The organism is Flavobacterium restrictum, from assembly GCF_007097245.1.
GTDB lineage: Bacteria > Bacteroidota > Bacteroidia > Flavobacteriales > Flavobacteriaceae > Flavobacterium > Flavobacterium restrictum.
In genome coordinates this window covers 313,290-331,996 of the sequence record NZ_VJZT01000002.1, presented here as the reverse complement: position 1 = coordinate 331,996, position 18,707 = coordinate 313,290, and the positions used below count along the sequence as shown (strand labels likewise).

Here is an 18,707-nt window from a genome sequence, read left to right as displayed (position 1 = left end):
GAATGAGATTATCGTTTTGAGATTTCGTCCCTAATTTTTGCTGCCTTTTCGTAATCCTCTTGTTCCACAGCTTGATCTAACAATTCGTTGAGCTCTTGCACGGTATGATTCGAGTAGGTTTGCCCAGATTGATTGGTTTCTTCCTGTCCAAAAGTGTCAGGATGCGAGAGAACATCATCTATTTCTTGAGCATCTTTGTCGGGTTGCGACGGATTAGCTTTCAGGAAAATCCCCGCTTTGTCCAAGATGTTTTTGTAGGTAAAAATAGGAGCGTTAAAGCGCAGTGCCAATGCAATAGCATCCGAGGTTCTAGCATCGATTATTTCTTCGATTTTATCTCTTTCGCAAATGATACTCGAGTAAAAAACACCATCTACTAATTTATGAATGATTACTTGCTTGACTACAATATCAAAACGTTCGGCAAAATTTTTGAATAAATCATGAGTTAATGGGCGAGGTGGTTTGATCTCTTTTTCTAAAGCAATTGCGATAGATTGGGCTTCAAAAGCGCCAATGACAATAGGTAATTTCCGTTCGCCATCGACTTCGTTCAAAATCAAAGCATAGGCGCCGTTTTGGGTTTGACTGTAAGAAATTCCTTTTATAGATAGTTTAACTAAACTCATGGTTGCAAAGATGAAAAGTACAAAAGTACCACATTAATGGGGTTGATTCTTTTTGGAATATAAGGTGCAATTTTAATCAAAAAATATGGAACAAAAAAGCTCCCCAAAGCAAAGATACAATTATCTTATTTTTGGGAAGCTATATTTGAAGTTTAGAATTTTAAAAAAATTAAGCGTGTTGCGCCTTGAATGCTTTTAATTTCTGGATTAATTCCGGTACAATTTCAAAAGCGTCGCCTACTACCCCGTAATCAGCGACTTTAAAGAAAGGGGCTTCTGGGTCGCTATTGATAACCACTTTTATTTTGGAAGAGTTGATTCCTGCAATATGTTGTATCGCACCCGAAATTCCGATGGCAATATACAAATTAGTAGCTACCGGCTTACCAGTTTGTCCTACGTGTTCTCCGTGAGGTCTCCAACCCAAATCCGAAACGGGTTTTGAACAAGCTGTTGCTGCTCCTAGAACGCTAGCTAACTCCTCGATCATTCCCCAATTATCGGGACTTTTTAAACCTCGTCCTGCTGATACGACTATATCGGCATCGGCAATGGACACTTTTCCAGATGCTTTTTCTATTCCTGTTACTTTTACACCAAAATCAGCATCGGCAAGGGATGGGTTAAATGCTTCTTGGGTCAAAGTGCTTGCGTTTTCAAAAATCCCATACGAGTTTTTGGCAAGACCAAGGACTTTTATAGGGGTGCTAATTTCAGTAATTGTAAATGCTTTGTTAGAAAAAGCGGTTCTTTTTACTTGAAAAGGAGCAATGCTTACAGGCAATCCCGTTACGTTAGAAGCAAATCCAGCATTTAAAGCCAAGGCTACTAATCCCGAGAGGTACATGCTATCTGTTGTGGAGGATAGTAAAACCAATTGGGCATTTTCTTTCTCGGCGGCTTGTTTGATAACATCGGCATAGGCTTTGGCTGTAAAACCTGCTAATTTATCGTTGGTAACTTGGAGTACTTTATCGACACCATATTTCGATAATTCCGAAACATCTCCGGCATTAATGGTTACGGCAGTTACTGTAGTTCCTAATGACTCGGCAATTTTTTTGGCATAGGAAGCGAGTTCTAGTGCTACTTTTTTGAATTTTCCTTCTGCGAATTCTGCGTATAATACTATTGACATAATGATTTTGATTTTAGATTTTAGACTTGTGATTTTAGACTTTGGACTAAAGATTTTGGATTTTTTGCTATCAGCAATCAAAAATCGTTACTCATCAATCTTCAATCCAATTCTTAAATTACCTTGGCTTCGTTGTGTAATAAATTAATTAATTCGTCTAGGTTGTCAGCGGCAACTAATTTCACGGCTGATTTTGGAGCTGGTTTTTCGAACTTTACTGCTTTGGTAGTTTGTCCAGCTTCGATTGGTTCTAGTACAGTTAAGACTTTGGTTCGGGCTGTCATTATTCCTCTCATGTTTGGAATGCGCAAATCTTTCTCCTCTACCAATCCTTTTTGACTTCCAATAATAAGTGGTAAACTAGTGGTTAGGGTTTCTTTCCCGCCATCTATTTCGCGAATTGCGGTTGCATTTGTACCATCAACGGTCAAACCCGTACACGAATTTACAAAATTATAGCCTACAATTCCTGCTAGCATACCCGGTACCATGCCGCCATTGTAATCCAATGATTCTTTTCCGGCGATGATAATGTCGTAACTACCGTTTTTAATGACTTCGGCTAATTGTTTGGCAACAAAAAAACCATCTGTAGGTGTGGCATTTACTCGAATGGCTTCATTTGCGCCAATGGCCAAGGCTTTGCGCAAAGTAGGTTCGGTTTCTGGGCCGCCAACATTGATTACGGTTACTGTTGCGCCTTGTTGTTCTTGAAACCAAATGGCACGTGTCAAACCAAATTCATCATTAGGATTGATTACATATTGAACGCCGTTGGTGTCAAATTGAGAGTCGTCATTGATAAAGTTAATTTTGGAAGTAGTATCAGGAACGTGACTGATGCAAACTAATATTTTCATAGGTGTTTATTTTGAATTTCTAAAAATGCTTGACAAATTTAAAATAATAATTTGAATAAAGTACTATGCGTGCATAATATTTTTTATACCTATTACGATTTCGTTGTTTTGTTTGTTTTTATGACAATGGTAGAAGCATAAAGTTTTGAAATTTAGGATTCACATGTACCGCAACTTTCTCTCTTTTGGTCGAGTGCGCTTCGGGCTGTTAGGTTTTTTCAAACAAAATGCTATACTTATTTTGTGGTGTTTTTATCTTTTGGTGTACGGGTTATACGGTATAAAGGATAACAAAAATTCCAACAAAAAAACTTGAAATTGTTGCTTAAACGTGCTTGATTGGGACTCTAAAACGAATTTGGGACAAGAGTTTGATTCATTATATCGATTTCGTAGCCCGGATAGCAGCGGTATCCTTGCTGTGACTTCTTTAGTCACAGCAAGATATAGCGTATAGCCGGAAACAGCTCCTAATTATTTTAGCGTGATTTATGCTTTTAAGTGGTTTAAAATATTTATTTTTGCTTTTCGAAAAATTAGACACACACAATATATAAATATAACTATGAGAACGATACAATTTAGAGAGGCAATTTGCGAAGCGATGAGTGAAGAAATGCGTCGCGATGAGTCCATATACTTAATGGGTGAAGAGGTTGCTGAATACAACGGAGCTTATAAAGCTTCGAAAGGAATGCTGGCCGAATTTGGCGAAAAAAGAGTGATTGATACGCCTATTGCGGAACTTGGTTTTACTGGAATTGCGGTAGGATCGGCTATGAATGGTTGTCGTCCTATTGTAGAATACATGACGTTCAACTTTTGTTTAGTTGGAATTGATCAAATTATAAATAATGCTGCCAAAATGCGTCAAATGACTGGTGGACAATTTAATGTTCCTATCGTTTTTCGTGGGCCTACAGCATCGGCGGGACAATTAGGAGCTACACACTCACAAGCGCTAGAAAACTGGTTTGCCAATACACCTGGATTAAAAGTAGTTGTACCATCGAATGTGTATGATGCCAAAGGCTTGTTGAAATCAGCTATTCGTGATAATGATCCTGTAATTTTTATGGAATCAGAGCAAATGTATGGGGATAAAGGCGAAGTGCCAGATGGCGAATATACGATTCCGATTGGGGTTGCCGATATTAAACGAGAAGGTACTGATGTGACCATTGTTTCTTTTGGAAAAATTATCAAAGAGGCTTATATCGCTGCGGATGAATTGGCTAAAGAAGGGATTTCATGCGAAATTATCGACTTAAGAACGGTTCGCCCAATGGATAAAGATGCTATTTTAACTTCGGTTAAAAAGACGAATAGATTGGTAATTCTCGAGGAAGCTTGGCCATTTGCTAGCGTTTCTTCGGAAATTGCGTATTTAGTGCAAGAACAAGCTTTTGATTTCTTGGATGCGCCAATTCAACGCATTACCACTGCCGATACTCCAGCACCTTATTCGCCAGTTTTGCTTAAAGAATGGTTACCTAATGCTGGTGATGTTGTAAAAGCGGTAAAAAAAGTGCTGTATAAAAAATAAGGGAAACCCTTAATATTAGGTTAAATTTTAGATGAAAAGCAAGCAATTGCATCGTTCTAAAATTCTAATTAATTATATTTGAAACTTCATCAGAAATGCTTTCTGATGAAGTTTTTTTTTGGATAATTATGAAAAAAAGTACTGTATTTTATCTGTTTTTTTTGTTTGCTGTAGCCAATGCTGTTTTGGGGCAAACCAAAGTGAGCGGTATAGTTTTGGACAAAGAAAATCTTCCTATTCCGTTTGCAAATGTAGTTTTTAAGGATTCTAATACTGGTATAGTAACCAATGAGGATGGGCGTTTTTATCTCGAATCACCCAAAACGTATTCGGTATTAGTGATTTCATCCGTTGGATTTTCGGACAAGGAAATTACCTTGGAAAAAGCAATTAATTATAATTTCAAAATTGTACTCAACGCCGCCGAAAACCTAAAAGAAGTGGTCATTTTTACCGGAAAAACCTCCAAAAAAACCAACCCAGCTCTGGATATATTGCGCAAAATATGGGAACGCAAGCGCAAAAATGGTTTGTACCTGTTTGACCAATATCAAATGGAAAAATACGAGAAAGTAGAGTTTGACATGAACACGATTGATAGTGCTTTTATGAAAAATAAACTTTTTAAGGGCATGGAATTTATTTTTAACCAAGTCGATACGTCCAAAATTACAGGAAAAACATACTTGCCCATTTTTATAAATGAGGCCTTGTATGATGTTTATGGTGACAACAAAATAAAGAAGATAAAGCAAAAAATAAAAGCCAATAAAACGGCTGGTTTTAATGGCAATCAGCAAATTTTGGGTTTTGTCAAAGATTTGTATTCGGATTATGATATTTATGACAATCACTTGACTTTTTTTGACAAAAGTTTTACGAGTCCGCTTTCTAGAACAGGAATTGACACTTATAATTACGTCTTGAAAGACAGCGCTTTTATTGATAAAAAATGGTGTTTTAATATTGTTTTTTATCCAAGACGCAAAAATGAATTGACTTTTAAAGGTGATTTTTGGGTAAGCGATACCACATTTGCCATCAAAAAAATCAATATGGCAGTGACCAAAAGTGCTAATATTAACTGGGTAAAGGACATTTATATCGAACAAGAATTTGACGTGGTCAACGATTCGGTTTTTTTGCTGACCAAGGATTATTTGATGTCGGATTTTGCTTTTAACAAAAAAGAAAAATCAAAAGGAGTCTACGGCAAAAGAACCACTTTGTATCGAAATCACAACTTTAATACCCCAAAACCAGCCAATTTTTATAAAGAAGAAGTGAATTATATAGACAACGAAGTCTATAATAAAACGGATGATTATTGGAAAGAAAACCGGTTTGAGAATTTGACCAAAGATGAATTGGGAGTGTATAAAATGCTCGATACGCTACAAACGGTGCGTAAGTTTAAGGAATTGTACAGTTTAGTTTCGGTGTTGGGAAGTGGGTATATTGAGTATAAAAATTTTGATTACGGGCCTATTTTTTCGAGTTTTGGGTACAATGAAGTCGAAGGTGTGCGGTTGCGTGCGGGTGGAAGAACGTATTTTGGTCCTAATGACCCTTGGCGACTGCAAGCCTATACCGCTTACGGTTTTAACGACGATAAATTCAAATACGGGATTTCCGGAAAATGGATGATTGACAAGAAAAACCGAATCATTATTTCGGGAGGGAATAGGCGGGATATTGAACAAATTGGCTCTAGTTTAACCGCTACCAATGATGTTTTGGGTAGGAGCGGGGCATCCTCGTCCTTGTTTACCTCGGGTAGCAACGGGAAATTGACCAACATCAGTTTGACCAAAGCCTCTATCGAAATAGAACCTATCAAGAACTTAACGTTTCAATTGGGAGCTTCAAATCGAACGTTAGAATCGGCTTCCTCAACGTTTAGTTTGGATTATTATACCACTTTGCCTACGCCAGCAAATCCTGCGGGTGTTGTTAAAAGCGATGTCCGACAATCCGAAATGAATTTGCAAATTGAGTTTACGCCCAAACGCGAAACGATTAATTTTGGGGTAGAACGAAGCGTTGTTGACAATCCATATAGTCGCTTTTTTATCAATTATAGTCATGGTTTCAAAGGAGTTTTTAATAGCAATTTCAGGTACGATAAATTGCAATTGTATTACAAACAACCTATTATCATTGGCCCTTTGGGACGAACGAACATTATTGTTGAGGTGGGAAAAACTTTTGGGACAGTACCCTTGGGATTGATGAGTGTCATTCCTGGAAATCAAACCTATTTTACGGTAGATAATGCCTTTAGTAATCTTAACTTTTATGAATTTGTAAGCGATCAATACGCCACGATGCAGTGGGAACATAATTTTAACGGACGCTTATTTGCTAGAATTCCGTTTATGCGCAAGCTCAATTGGAGAGAAATTATAGGAGTAAAAGGGGTTTATGGTACGATTTCGGATGCGAATAGAGCCATCAACGCATCGGGATTGCCGTACAATGCTCCCGAAAATATTTACTGGGAATACAATGTGGGAATTGGGAATATTTTTAAAATTTTCCGAATCGATTTGGCGTGGCGTGGCAGTTATTTAAACACACCCGACACCAATCAGTTTACGGTAAAAGCGGGATTTGGATTTCATTTTTAAAACTAGTATAAACCCATGCAAGATGCTATAGATTTTCTTTGTGCCAAGGATGTTGTTTTCAAGAATATCATCGAGAAATATGGTTTGCCAGTTATTCCTAAACGACCAGAAGGCTTTGAAACATTGGTATTGTTGATTCTGGAACAGCAAGTTTCTATAGACTCGGCAAAGGCGACTTTTAACAAATTAAAAGCCAAAGTAACAACCTGTATTCCTGAACTACTTATCGATTTGCCAGCCGAAGATTTTAGAATCCTTGGGGTAAGCCGTCAAAAAACAACGTATATCAAAGCTTTGGCAACAGCCATTTTAAACAAAGAACTTGATCTAGAAAGCTTGTCGACCAAAAGTTCCGAGCAAGTTCGTGCGGAACTCATTGCCATAAAAGGCATAGGGAACTGGACGATAGATGTTTACCTGATGTTTTGTTTGCAAGAGCCTGACTTGCTTCCTTTAGGCGACGTGGCTGTCATAACTACTCTTAAGGAACTTTTGAATATTCACGACAAACCCGCCATGGAAGCCTATGCCCAGCAATGGCAACCGCATCGATCTGTTGCTACATTTTTGCTTTGGCATTATTATTTGAAACAAAGAAAAAGAACGGTGGTGTATTAATGACTATCCTTAAAAATTTAATGAAGAGATAACCTTGCTTTTTGATGGTAAAAACGTATATTTTTCTTATTTTTGCAAACGAATTATAGAAAAAGAAAATACAAATGACCGCAGCAAAATTAAAATCTTTCGATGTATTAATCGAAATACCAAGAGGAAGCAGAAATAAATACGAATATGATTTCGAAATAAAAAGAATGCGTTTTGATAGAATGTTATTCTCATCGATGATGTATCCTGCCGATTATGGCTTTATTCCAGAAACATTGGCACTTGACGGAGATCCATTAGACGTTTTGGTATTGATAAACGAACCTACTTTTCCAGGTTGTGTAATGGAGGTAAAACCAATTGGCGTTTTTCACATGGCCGATGATAAAGGACCAGATGAAAAAATAATTTGCGTACCTGTTTCAGATCCAATTTGGAACTCGTTAGAAAACTTATCGGATATCAACCCGCATTTATTAAAGGAAATCGAACATTTCTTTCAAGTCTATAAAGATTTAGAAAACAAAGTAGTAGATGTCGAAGGATGGGGAGATTTGAGCGAAGCACACGCTATTATTATAGAATGCACAGAGCGTTTTAATCAAATTGAAAATAAACCAGAGGGATTATTTAGTATTAGATAAATTTTACTCGATATTTTTATAAAAAAAGCAATATTCAGCAATGAGTATTGCTTTTTTTGTTTAAATTCGTTTTATACATTGAACTATTACTAACCAAAACCACTTTTTTTTATGAATACAATTATGATTTATGTGCCAATTGTGATGGCGCTTATTGGACTGGCTTTTATGGCTATCAAAAAGTCTTGGGTTTTAAAACAAGATGCTGGAGATGGCAAAATGGCAGCCATTTCAGATTACATTTACGAAGGGGCTTTGGCTTTCTTAAAAGCCGAATATCGATTACTAGCCGTTTTTGTTCTTTTGGCAAGTATTGTTTTAGCAGGAGTTTCGTTTGTAGTACCCACAACACATATTTTAATTGTTGTTGCTTTTGTATTTGGCGCCTTTTTCTCGGCTTTGGCTGGAAATATGGGAATGAAAATCGCAACCAAAACGAATGTTCGTACCACACAAGCCGCTCGTACGAGTTTGCCACAAGCCTTAAAGGTTTCGTTTGGTGGCGGAACGGTTATGGGATTGGGCGTAGCTGGTTTAGCCGTTCTAGGATTAACAGGTTTTTTTATTGTGTTTTTTCAATATTTTATGCACGGTGTTTGGACTTCATCCGAAGACATGACCAAAGTACTCGAAACTTTGGCTGGTTTCTCCCTTGGAGCCGAATCGATTGCATTATTCGCGCGTGTTGGCGGCGGAATTTATACCAAAGCTGCCGATGTTGGAGCCGATCTAGTAGGCAAAGTCGAAGCTGGAATTCCTGAAGACGACCCTCGTAATCCAGCCACAATTGCTGACAATGTGGGGGATAATGTAGGTGATGTTGCGGGAATGGGAGCCGATTTATTTGGTTCGTATGTAGCCACAGTTCTGGCAGCCATGGTGCTAGGAAACTACGTGATCAAGGATATGGGCGGAAGAATTGATGATATCTTTGGCGGAATTGGCCCTATTTTGTTGCCAATGTCAATTGCTGGTTTCGGAATATTGTTCTCCATAATAGGTACTATGGTCGTAAAAATATCTGATGATACTGCCAAAGAAGCACAAGTTCAAAAAGCATTAAATATAGGAAACTGGATTTCGATTGCATTAACTGCCATTGCTTGCTATGTTTTGGTAAAATACATGCTGCCTGAAACGATGAAAATGAGTTTCTTTGGCGAAGGCCTAAAAGACATTTCGTCGATGCGGGTTTTTTATGCTACAATTGTAGGATTGGTCGTTGGAGCAACCATTTCATCCGTAACCGAATATTATACGGGATTAGGGACAAAACCCGTTATGGCTATTGTTCAAAAATCGTCGACTGGAGCAGGAACTAACGTGATTGCTGGTTTGGCAACAGGAATGATTTCTACGTTTCCTACCGTATTATTGTTTGCAGCAGCGATATGGGCTTCGTATGCTTTTGCAGGATTTTATGGTGTGGCATTGGCGGCATCGGCTATGATGGCAACTACCGCAATGCAATTAGCAATCGATGCTTTTGGTCCCATTTCTGACAATGCTGGAGGAATTGCCGAAATGAGCGAATTGCCAAAAGAAGTGCGTACAAGAACCGATATTTTGGATTCTGTTGGAAACACGACTGCGGCAACAGGAAAAGGTTTTGCAATCGCATCAGCGGCATTAACATCCTTGGCTTTGTTTGCTGCGTATGTCACTTTTACAGGAATCGACGGAATTAATATTTTCAAAGCACCCGTTTTAGCGATGCTTTTTGTGGGCGGGATGATTCCTGTAGTTTTCTCGGCTTTGGCCATGAACTCTGTTGGAAAAGCCGCTATGGATATGGTGTATGAAGTACGCCGACAATTCAAGGAAATTCCGGGGATTATGGAAGGAACGGGTAAGCCAGAATATGCCAAATGTGTAGATATTTCGACCAAAGCTGCCCTTCGTGAAATGATGTTGCCTGGAGTTATGACTATTGGTTTTCCTATTGCCATTGTCCTTTTGGGATTGCTTGTTTATGGCGATAACCACCAATTAATCGCCGAAATGCTGGGTGGTTATATGGCTGGAGTTACGGTATCGGGCGTGCTTTGGGCAGTTTTTCAAAACAATGCTGGAGGTGCTTGGGACAATGCCAAAAAATCATTTGAAGCTGGCGTTTTAATCAATGGCGAAATGACCTACAAAGGATCTGATGCGCACAAAGCGGCCGTAACTGGTGACACGGTTGGTGATCCGTTCAAGGATACTTCTGGCCCATCTATGAATATATTGATCAAATTAACCTGTTTGATAGGATTAGTAATAGCGCCTATTTTAGGAAATGGAAACCATAATACTATGATGGTCAAAGAAAACAATTCAGAAATGTCGTGTTGCAAAGACAAATCTGCCTTGATGGGAAAATGTGATCCAGCAAAAATGGCGACTATGACCAAAGCCGAATGTGCCGCTATGTGTGACAAAAAAGGATGTTCTCCCGAAGAAAAAGAAATGTGTTTGTCGCATTATGACAAAAACGGAACGTATGCTAATGCGACCAAAACATCTTGTTTTAATACCGATGCCTTGACCAAAAAGCAGGTTAAAGTAACTGTTGTTGCGACTAATGGCAATGCAAAAGCAACAGTTACCACAACCGAAAAAGGGGCTGTAACTACTCAAGTTTTTGAAGGATCTCTGGAGGAGGTAAAAGCAAAAGTAGACGCTTTGAAATAATTTTTGGTTCTTCGCCATAATTAATGGAAAATCAATTTTCGGTAGCTATGGGATTCGCTAAATCTGCTAAATCTGCGGGATAAATTTTAAATTGCTTCCCGCAGATTTAGCAGATTTTTTTATGTTTCACTAATAAATTGCCTTTTTTAAATTCCACTGTTTTTGGCGAAGAACCTAATTTTTTTACTATTCTAAAGTGCCTCATAAAAGTGAGGTATTTTTTTTGAAATCAAAAAAAATCATTTTCGAAAAAAATATATTTTTGCGAAAAACCGTACTAAATGATTTTGTATCTTTATCTCAATTATTGTGTTACTTTAAATTTATTTATATGAAAGCAAAACTTTACTATTTTATCATTTTTATCTTTTTGATTTGTAATCAAACTATTTATGCACAAGATGTCGAATTGTCCAATAAATTAATCAACCAATTGCAGCAAACCAAAACACAAACTGGAAAGCAAGTCAAGAACAAGGCAATTACAAGTTCGTGTATTTCCTCGATAATCTTGGAAGCCAAAAAGAATTGGAGTAAACTAACTCCAAAAGCGCAAGGAATTTTCAAGATATATACTACTAGACCTGTCTTGTCAAAAACATTTAATACCACAAATTATTCTTTTCATTATGATGTTGCAGGAACCGATGCTGTGCCTACTACTGATGCGGATGCCTCTGGAACTCCTGATTATGTGGAGCAAATGGCTGCCGTGTTTGAGCATGTTTGGTTAGAATATAAAAACCGAAATTATACCATGCCCCCGCTGGATGGAACTAGAGGTGGTTCTACTAAATATGACATTTATATTAGTGATTTAGGGAGTAGTCTTTATGGTTTTGTAAGCCCAGATGTAGCCATAGGAAATAATCCACAATCAACTACTATAACAGAGGTGGATGCTTATTCGAGTTGGATGGGAATGAATAAAGATTATTCTTGGGTAGCTCCAACGCCTGAATTAGACGCTATAAAAGTCACAGCAGCTCATGAGTTTTTTCATGCAGTTCAGTTTGGAACCGTATCACATACTACTAATTTTATTGCCGAAGCTACCGCAGCTTGGTCCGAGGATGAGGTTTATCCTGGTATAGATGATAATTTGCAATACTTGCCTCCCATGTTCAGCCAGCCTGATGTTGCTTTAAATTGGAATAGTGATGACGGAGCTCTCTATGACAGTCGCTGGTATGGTGGATGGTTGTTTTTTAGATACCTTACCGAAAAAACAAGTTCAGACCTTATCAGAAAAATTTATAAGGAAACAATTACCGAAAATGATGAGATATTTGCGATTGAAACGGTATTGAACTCCGATTATTCAAGTGATTTCGAAACAATGTATAAAAAATATTTAATCTCGTTAGATGTTTTAACTGATGTGGTTTCACTTGCTCCATATACCTATTCAAGAGCAGCAACTTATAAAAGCAGCTTGGCAAAGTATCAAAGTTGTGGTAGTGTTTGTTATGAAAATGGATTTAATTTTACGGGAACAACATTGTTACATTCTAGCAATACAACGGTAATCGCCAATACAACTTTAGGAAATGGAACATTAATGAGATTTGGGGCTGATTATTTTGACCTTACCACAAATCAAAATTTTAAAATAAAGTGCGCTATTGGTGCTAGTTCTCCTGTTTCAATGTTATTGTTGAAATACAATTCAACTCAAAGCACTGTAGCAGTCTCCGAAGCTGTAGTAGTTAATGGTGTTTTGGAAATTTCGGTTTCGGATTATCAAAATTATGATGCCTATACTTTAATTGTATTTAGAGCAGATAATGTTGCCGATACAAATTCGGAACAATATGAATTGAATATTAGTAAATACACCGCTTTGGGGCTAGAAAATTTTGCGAATAGCGCAGTAGTTGCATACCCAAACCCTGTTAAAGACGATTTGTCAATAAACAATCTAGAGACTCTTTTTACTAATTATGAGTTGATAAATACCGCTGGTCAGGTTATAAAAAAAGCCAACACCGCAACAATAGCTCAAAATAATAAAATAGATATTCGTCAATTAAGCGATGGAATTTATTATTTAAAGCTTACAACAAAAGAAGGTAAAACTGCCGTTAGAAAAATCATAGTAAAAAAATAAGTGGCATCATGTTTAAAAAAATCGTGTTCCTTTTTGCCATTTTTCACTTTTCTTGTGCTAGCAATATAAAGCAAAATACCACTTCAAAAAGGGTAGTTGTCTATGAAAGTAAACCATGTTACGGGAGATGTGAAGCTTTTAGTCTAACGCTTTTTGAGGATAAAAAAATGGAATACGACGGATTTAAGAATACTAAAAAAAGTGGTAAATTTTATGCCAAAATTACAACAGTTGATTTTAAAAAAATCAAAATACTAATTAATAAACTCGATTATGAAAATCTCAAAACCGATTACACATCCAAAAGAACGGATTTACATTTAAGAATTTTGATTTTAAATAGTCTTGAAAAACAAAAGACGATTTTTTTAAGGGATGAAATTCCAATAGATATTTTAAATCTCGAAAAAGAAATTAACAGGCTTGTAAAAAAGTATGAGTTTAAAAAAGAATGAACAAAATGCCTCCTGAAAGGGAGGTTTTTTTGGGTTATAAACCATATTCATGAAAAATAATAAAAAGTAAAATAGGTTAAAAAAACGAATTTTGTTCTTGTAAATTAGCATCAAAACCCTGTTTTATTTTTCAAACACTTCAAAAAGAAGTTCCCAATCAATCGTACTATTCATTTGGGACAGTCCTTTGTAATCCTTGATTTTAGACAAATCAGCTATTTTAAATTGCTCTTGGGTTGCACAAGGAACAATGCGTTCTTCATCTAGTTTTTGTGCCAAATATTCTTGTTCATACTGCCCAGGTGTGGGTATAAAAAACGCTTTTTTACCCAGTTTTACCAAGTCCATAATGGTGGTATACCCTGACCGACAAAGCACTATTTCACTTTCGTTAAAGGTTTGTTCCAATTGTCGGGTATTCATAAAATTGTAAAAAGTAACGTTTCCTATCTCTTCTTTCTTTTGTTCTTTTTCGATAATTCCCTTTATAAAAACAACATTTCCTTTGTATTCGAGTATTTCTTTTTGCAATTTAGATTCCAAAAAACCTCTCTGTGGCTCTGGTCCAGAGAGAATAATCATCAAATCATATACTTTTGGAATTTCTTTTTTGTGCAATCGGCTTAAAGGCCCGATATAATTTATGGGGAATGGTTTGGTTTTTAAATGCCCTAATTTCCCAGTTAGATTGGGAGCGTTTTCAAGATCGGGTACCCAGCATTGGGTGTATTTTTTGATAATATATTGATGAATTTTACTGGTAAACCAAGTGGTATTGCCAGTCATTACATGGAGCTGGTGCGTGACAAATACCGAAGGGACTTTTGGACTAAAAACTCCCAACCGATTGTCCGATATAATGCCTTCAATGTTGTATTGTTTGACCCATTTTTGAACCAATCTTTTTTCTTCCCAAATGGCATCGATCATTTTAGGTAAATTTTGTATTAATTTCCATTTAAAATTTTTGCCGTTTTTAGCATATTCGATTTGGTAGGAAGGCAAGTGCAACGTTTGAATATAAGGGAATTCTTTTTTTAACAATTCTAGGGCAATTCCATCAGAGGCTATTATGGGAATGTAATTTTCGTCTTGAAGGGCTTTTATAATGGGAATACATCGGGTGGCATGTCCTAATCCCCAGTTTAAAGGAGCAATAAGTATTGTTTTATTGGTAGAATCCAAAGTCATTATGTAATTATTTATCTTGTTTTGAAATCGAAAGATACTCAAACTAATGGGTTCTATTATTGCTGTTGTATTACCAAAATATTAATTTAAAGCATAAAAAGAGTTAAATAAAAAGAGGCCAACCGTTTTAGGAAAGCCTCTTTTTTGTTTTTTTTTTTAACTAGGGATTAATCCTGAATATAGGTTTTGTTTCCGTTAGCATTAATGTAATATTTGCCACCACGAGGGCCGGTATATACTTTTTTACCATTGTATTCTCCAGTGATTTTATCGGCTACTTTTGGTGCTTTCTCTGTAGTTTCTTTAATTTTAGCCGAAGATTTTTTGGACACAGCAGTTTCTTTTTTGGCTTTGACCGTTTTGTCGGCTACTGTTTTTTCTGCTTTTGCGGTTGCATCGGTAGTTTTTGCGGCTTCTTTTTTGGCTTTGGCTACTGTTTTTTCTGCTTTTGCATCGGCTTCAGTAGCTTTTGCGACTTCTTTTTTGGCAGCATTTGTCGCTTTTCGTTTTTCGTTTGATGCTTTGGTTTTTTCGGCTTTGGCGGCATCGGCAGTGGCTGCGGCTTCTTTTTTGGCAGCTATTGTTGCCTTTCTTTTTTCGTTAGAGGCTTTGGTTTTTGCCGCTTTTTCGGTTGCCGAAAGGGAGGTTTTCATTGCCGCTTCTTGGGCATAAAAAGAGTTCGTTAGGATAAAAACGAAACAGAACAAAAATAATTTTTTCATGATTTAAGGTTTTAGGTAAATTTTTAATAAAGCTACTATTTTTATTTTAAAAAAAGTATTACTGTTTTAAAAATAAGCTCTTAATTGAATGTTTCCCGTATGAATGGTGTCACTTGTCTCGCTTTTTCGCCCTTGGTAATTGAAGTTTATGTCTAGAAATTGGGTCAGATTTTTTTGCAAAAGCAATCGCCAAGTCATGTTTTGTCCGGATTGCAATCCTTCCAGCATTTGAAATCCTACCGCCGAAAGTTCGTTGCCTGTAAACTTGTTTTGATAAAAAGACAACTCCCCATTAAGTGTGAATTTTTTACTACTAGCATAGGAAAATGCGGTACCCAAGCGGTTTTGTACTAGTGTTTCGGAATTTCCAATTTGGTTTTTCTTGTTTTGTAATTCATAAAAGAACTCTAAACTGGCATTTTTAGAAAACAAATAACTAATTTTTGGTGCTAATTGATAGCCTGTTAGTGTATAATTTTTTTCGGAATAATTTTCGGAAATAATGGAGGTGGCTATCGTTTTGCAAAACAACCCAAGCAACCAACTTTTTTGATACAAATGCGTGTATTGCAATTGGTGCGATGCCGTTTTTGATTCTTGTGAGCCTATCGAAAGCAAGTTTTTGGTCTGGTTTTGCAAATAGGTGTAGGTTACGGAATGCTGTTGCTTCCCGCGATTGTAAAACAAACTGTTTCTAAAACTGGAATTCAATCCCAACACATCCTTGGTGCCGATGCTAAACGGATTTAGATCAAAATTTTCCCCATCGTTTTTTATTTTCCGATCCATTATAAAGGAGGTTTGGTTGTAAAAATAGGAAGCTAATTTTTTGAATCCCGTCTCGTTTTGCCATTGGTTTGGATTGATAATTACGGATTGCGAAAATTTATTTTGATGCGTTTTTATATACACTTGATTGGGCAAAAACACCCGAATGTACTTGGCTAAATCCGCAAATGGAGCTACTTCAAACTCCAATAATTCCTGAATTCCATTGCCGTTATAATCGTTCCAAGCATAGACACCTTGACCTGCGGGAACTTCTAAATAGGTGAATTCCTGTTGGGCAATGGTACCAGAATTGGTTTCGTAAACGGATGTGCTTTGTATTAATTTATTAAAAAAGCGGTCGTTATATACAATTCTAGAGTTCAAGGATGGTTCTTTTTTATAGTTGGAATTCACAAAATCCAACACCCGATAATTAGCATAAATAGCCAAATCGCTTTTGCTGTTTTGAATAATTTTGGACTTTAAAACAAATGTTTGGGAGTTGTTTACACGTTGTAGAATTCCGTTTTGCAAGCTGTCATTCGTTCGTTTTAAATAGCCTAATTCTACAAAAACTTTAGTACTATCGCCGCGACCCGTAAAAAAACCGTATTCCTGAAAACGCTGGCTTATTCCTGTTAGGGCTTGGGTATTTTTATTTTTTTCTTGGTTGTTTTCTATCCTAAAACTGCTGCCAATCCAGTTTTTGTCAAAATGATACCGCAGTTGCGATTGGTTTCTAATGAAGTTTGAAGTGGTACTGGTATTGTCACTTTTTAAGAAACTACCTTGATTTTGAAATGTCCATTTATTGAACTGAAGCAACCCTTTTACACTGTGTCGGCTCCCCGAAAAAGAGTTTGAAAAATCCAATTTTTCGAATTGATAATTGGCCATTCCTTGGTTATTGCCACTTGTTCTTGGATTCAAATTAAATTGCAACCCCGAAACCAGTAAACTTTGATTGCCCACTAAAGCACTGCCTAGATTCCAATCACGATTGAATTCTATGGTGTACAACCGCTCGACTGTTTTGAAATTTTGGGCAACATATTGATAATTGGCATAGGCATCCAGATCCCATTTTCCAGAATATAGCCGTTGTTTGGTATTGATTTTGGTCGCCAATCCTTTATTATTGCTGTCGTCTATGCTCGAAAATAAGTTTTTATCGCTGTTGCTTACCCCAATTTCAAAATCGATTGTACTTTTTTCGGTAGGATGGTAGTTTCCTAAAAAAGTAGCCACTTGAATTTTGGTTGGGGCAACTAGTGGAATTGTAGGTTCATAATTTCCTTGCAAAAGGGTTCCTATGGGAGCCACATATTCATAAATGCGACCAATAGCAGCACTGCTTTTTAGCACGTAATTGCCTTTGTTTGCCCCCACTAAACTAAACCGCACATTGTAGAGCTCGTCATCGGGATTATTGGAATATTCAAAAACAGCAACTGAATTTATGCTCGTTTTTCTATACAATATTTTATTGTCCGAGTATGTATCCTGGTAGGCTGACGGAGCATTCATTAAATCCGGATTGTTGCCAGCATTGACGAGTATTTGCGCTTGTTCTTTGGATAAATTTTGTTGCAAAGGCTGGTTTTTCAAATCGCTTTCGGCATACAAATAACTGGCAAAGCTCCATTTTTTTTCTTCGTGAGTGCCACCTGCATAGGTTACATAACGCGTGTAATTCCTGTCCGAATATTGGTATTCGATTGTAATCCGCATTTCGGAAGTGATGGTGAACAAAGGCGTAAATACAATTTCGCCAGCATTGTAATCGATAGTATAATCCTTGTTTTCTCCCCTTTTTAGCAGCATTCCATTCACATAAACGCGCTCCGAACCCGAGATGACCAATACATACAGCTCGCCATTTTGCCCTTTTAATTTATACGGCCCTTGATTGCCTTCTTGCCCTATAAAAGTGCTTTTCGAATATTGTCCTTTGACCAATGCCGCCGATGCAAAAATAGCTGTTTTGCTATTTTCGTTTCCAAAATCAAAACTAGTGGCGAGTCCTTGCACCTTTTTGTTGAAATTCAAAAATTGTGTTTTCTTGTTTTCTAGAAATACATCGCCTGCTCGAATGCTCCATTTTGTGCTGAACAATTCCATGAAAATATTGTCAAATTGATCTAGTTTTTGGGAGTAACCACCATCTTGTAGCGGAATGTTGTTGTCTTGTATGGAGGCTCTTAAACTCACTTTTTCGGATATTTTCCCTGTGATTTGTAAGTCTAAATTCGAGTTTAAAACGGCATTTTGATTGTTCCCTATGGTGATGCCACGCGTAATACTTCCAGAGGTATTTAAGCCGTCAAAAGGGATTGCTTTTTTGGTAGTATTGCTTTCAATTTTATATAAAATGGAGCTTGCGTTTGGGTCGCTTATCACTTGGCTGTCCTTGTAAATGCTGTATTCTTTGGTAAGCATTTCAGGAAGTTGTAGGTACTCGATGGTTATAGAATCTAATTTTACAGCGACATTTTGTTTAAAAAAAAGAGTTCCTTTCTGGAAATTTACTTCGTATAATGCAGGATTTAATACTTCGTTATTTGAATCAATTATTTTGAAATAGCTGGGGTTAAAGCTCTTTTTTTCAATAATAATAGTATCCCGTGTGAACGGAATTTTTTTGGTACTGTATGCGGAATTCACTTCCTGCGCATGAAGCCCAGAAAAGTAAATAAGAACCAACAACAGCACTAGTTTTTGAAACATAA

At 36.9% G+C, this 18,707-nt stretch carries 13 protein-coding genes; 7 read left to right on the top strand and 6 right to left on the bottom strand.

The window, feature by feature from the left end:
• Nucleotides 1–8: 8 nt before the first annotated feature.
• The 3 genes from FNW21_RS03580 to FNW21_RS03570 form a co-directional block, all read right to left on the bottom strand.
• A complete protein-coding gene (locus tag FNW21_RS03580; RefSeq protein WP_144255358.1) occupies nucleotides 9–629 on the bottom strand; it encodes a bifunctional nuclease family protein in 621 nt (206 codons plus the stop codon).
• A gap of 169 nt (nucleotides 630–798) precedes the next feature.
• Entirely contained in the window at nucleotides 799–1,767 is a 969-nt protein-coding gene (locus FNW21_RS03575) for an electron transfer flavoprotein subunit alpha/FixB family protein (RefSeq protein ID WP_144255357.1), read from the bottom strand.
• A 113-nt stretch (nucleotides 1,768–1,880) separates the two neighbouring features.
• The gene (locus tag FNW21_RS03570; RefSeq protein WP_144255356.1) at nucleotides 1,881–2,627 is read right to left on the bottom strand and encodes an electron transfer flavoprotein subunit beta/FixA family protein; all 747 of its coding nucleotides are present in this window, start codon (nucleotides 2,625–2,627) and stop codon (nucleotides 1,881–1,883) included.
• A 565-nt stretch (nucleotides 2,628–3,192) separates the two neighbouring features.
• On the opposite strand from FNW21_RS03570, the gene FNW21_RS03565 reads away from it, so the two are divergent.
• From FNW21_RS03565 to FNW21_RS03535, 7 genes are all read left to right on the top strand, one after another.
• Nucleotides 3,193–4,173 (top strand): pyruvate dehydrogenase complex E1 component subunit beta, encoded by a 981-nt coding sequence (locus FNW21_RS03565; protein WP_144255355.1) that lies wholly within the window; start codon nucleotides 3,193–3,195, stop codon nucleotides 4,171–4,173.
• Between the two features lie 128 nt (nucleotides 4,174–4,301).
• Nucleotides 4,302–6,803 carry a DUF5686 and carboxypeptidase-like regulatory domain-containing protein gene (locus FNW21_RS03560; protein WP_144255354.1) on the top strand — a complete coding sequence of 834 codons (2,502 nt, stop codon included), beginning with the start codon at nucleotides 4,302–4,304 and terminating at the stop codon, nucleotides 6,801–6,803.
• 15 nt (nucleotides 6,804–6,818) lie between these two features.
• A complete protein-coding gene (locus FNW21_RS03555; RefSeq protein WP_144255353.1) occupies nucleotides 6,819–7,421 on the top strand; it encodes a DNA-3-methyladenine glycosylase family protein in 603 nt (200 codons plus the stop codon).
• A 104-nt stretch (nucleotides 7,422–7,525) separates the two neighbouring features.
• Entirely contained in the window at nucleotides 7,526–8,056 is a 531-nt protein-coding gene (locus FNW21_RS03550) for an inorganic diphosphatase (protein ID WP_144255352.1), read from the top strand.
• A 111-nt stretch (nucleotides 8,057–8,167) separates the two neighbouring features.
• Nucleotides 8,168–10,729, top strand: coding sequence for a sodium-translocating pyrophosphatase (locus FNW21_RS03545; RefSeq protein WP_144255351.1), 2,562 nt, complete (start codon nucleotides 8,168–8,170; stop codon nucleotides 10,727–10,729).
• A 331-nt stretch (nucleotides 10,730–11,060) separates the two neighbouring features.
• Nucleotides 11,061–12,839: a T9SS type A sorting domain-containing protein gene (locus tag FNW21_RS03540; RefSeq protein ID WP_144255350.1), complete on the top strand. Its 1,779-nt coding sequence runs from the start codon at nucleotides 11,061–11,063 to the stop codon at nucleotides 12,837–12,839.
• 8 nt (nucleotides 12,840–12,847) lie between these two features.
• Nucleotides 12,848–13,294 carry a DUF6438 domain-containing protein gene (locus FNW21_RS03535; RefSeq protein ID WP_144255349.1) on the top strand — a complete coding sequence of 149 codons (447 nt, stop codon included), beginning with the start codon at nucleotides 12,848–12,850 and terminating at the stop codon, nucleotides 13,292–13,294.
• Between the two features lie 123 nt (nucleotides 13,295–13,417).
• On the opposite strand, the gene FNW21_RS03530 is transcribed toward FNW21_RS03535, so the two are convergent.
• The 3 genes from FNW21_RS03530 to FNW21_RS03520 all read right to left on the bottom strand — a co-directional run bounded on the left by FNW21_RS03530 (nucleotide 13,418) and on the right by FNW21_RS03520 (nucleotide 18,705).
• Nucleotides 13,418–14,485, bottom strand: a complete 1,068-nt coding sequence (locus FNW21_RS03530; RefSeq protein WP_144255348.1) for a glycosyltransferase — start codon at nucleotides 14,483–14,485, stop codon at nucleotides 13,418–13,420.
• A 167-nt stretch (nucleotides 14,486–14,652) separates the two neighbouring features.
• Nucleotides 14,653–15,207, bottom strand: a complete 555-nt coding sequence (locus FNW21_RS03525; RefSeq protein WP_144255347.1) for a hypothetical protein — start codon at nucleotides 15,205–15,207, stop codon at nucleotides 14,653–14,655.
• A 66-nt stretch (nucleotides 15,208–15,273) separates the two neighbouring features.
• Nucleotides 15,274–18,705 carry a hypothetical protein gene (locus FNW21_RS03520; protein ID WP_144255346.1) on the bottom strand — a complete coding sequence of 1,144 codons (3,432 nt, stop codon included), beginning with the start codon at nucleotides 18,703–18,705 and terminating at the stop codon, nucleotides 15,274–15,276.
• Nucleotides 18,706–18,707 lie beyond the last annotated feature (2 nt).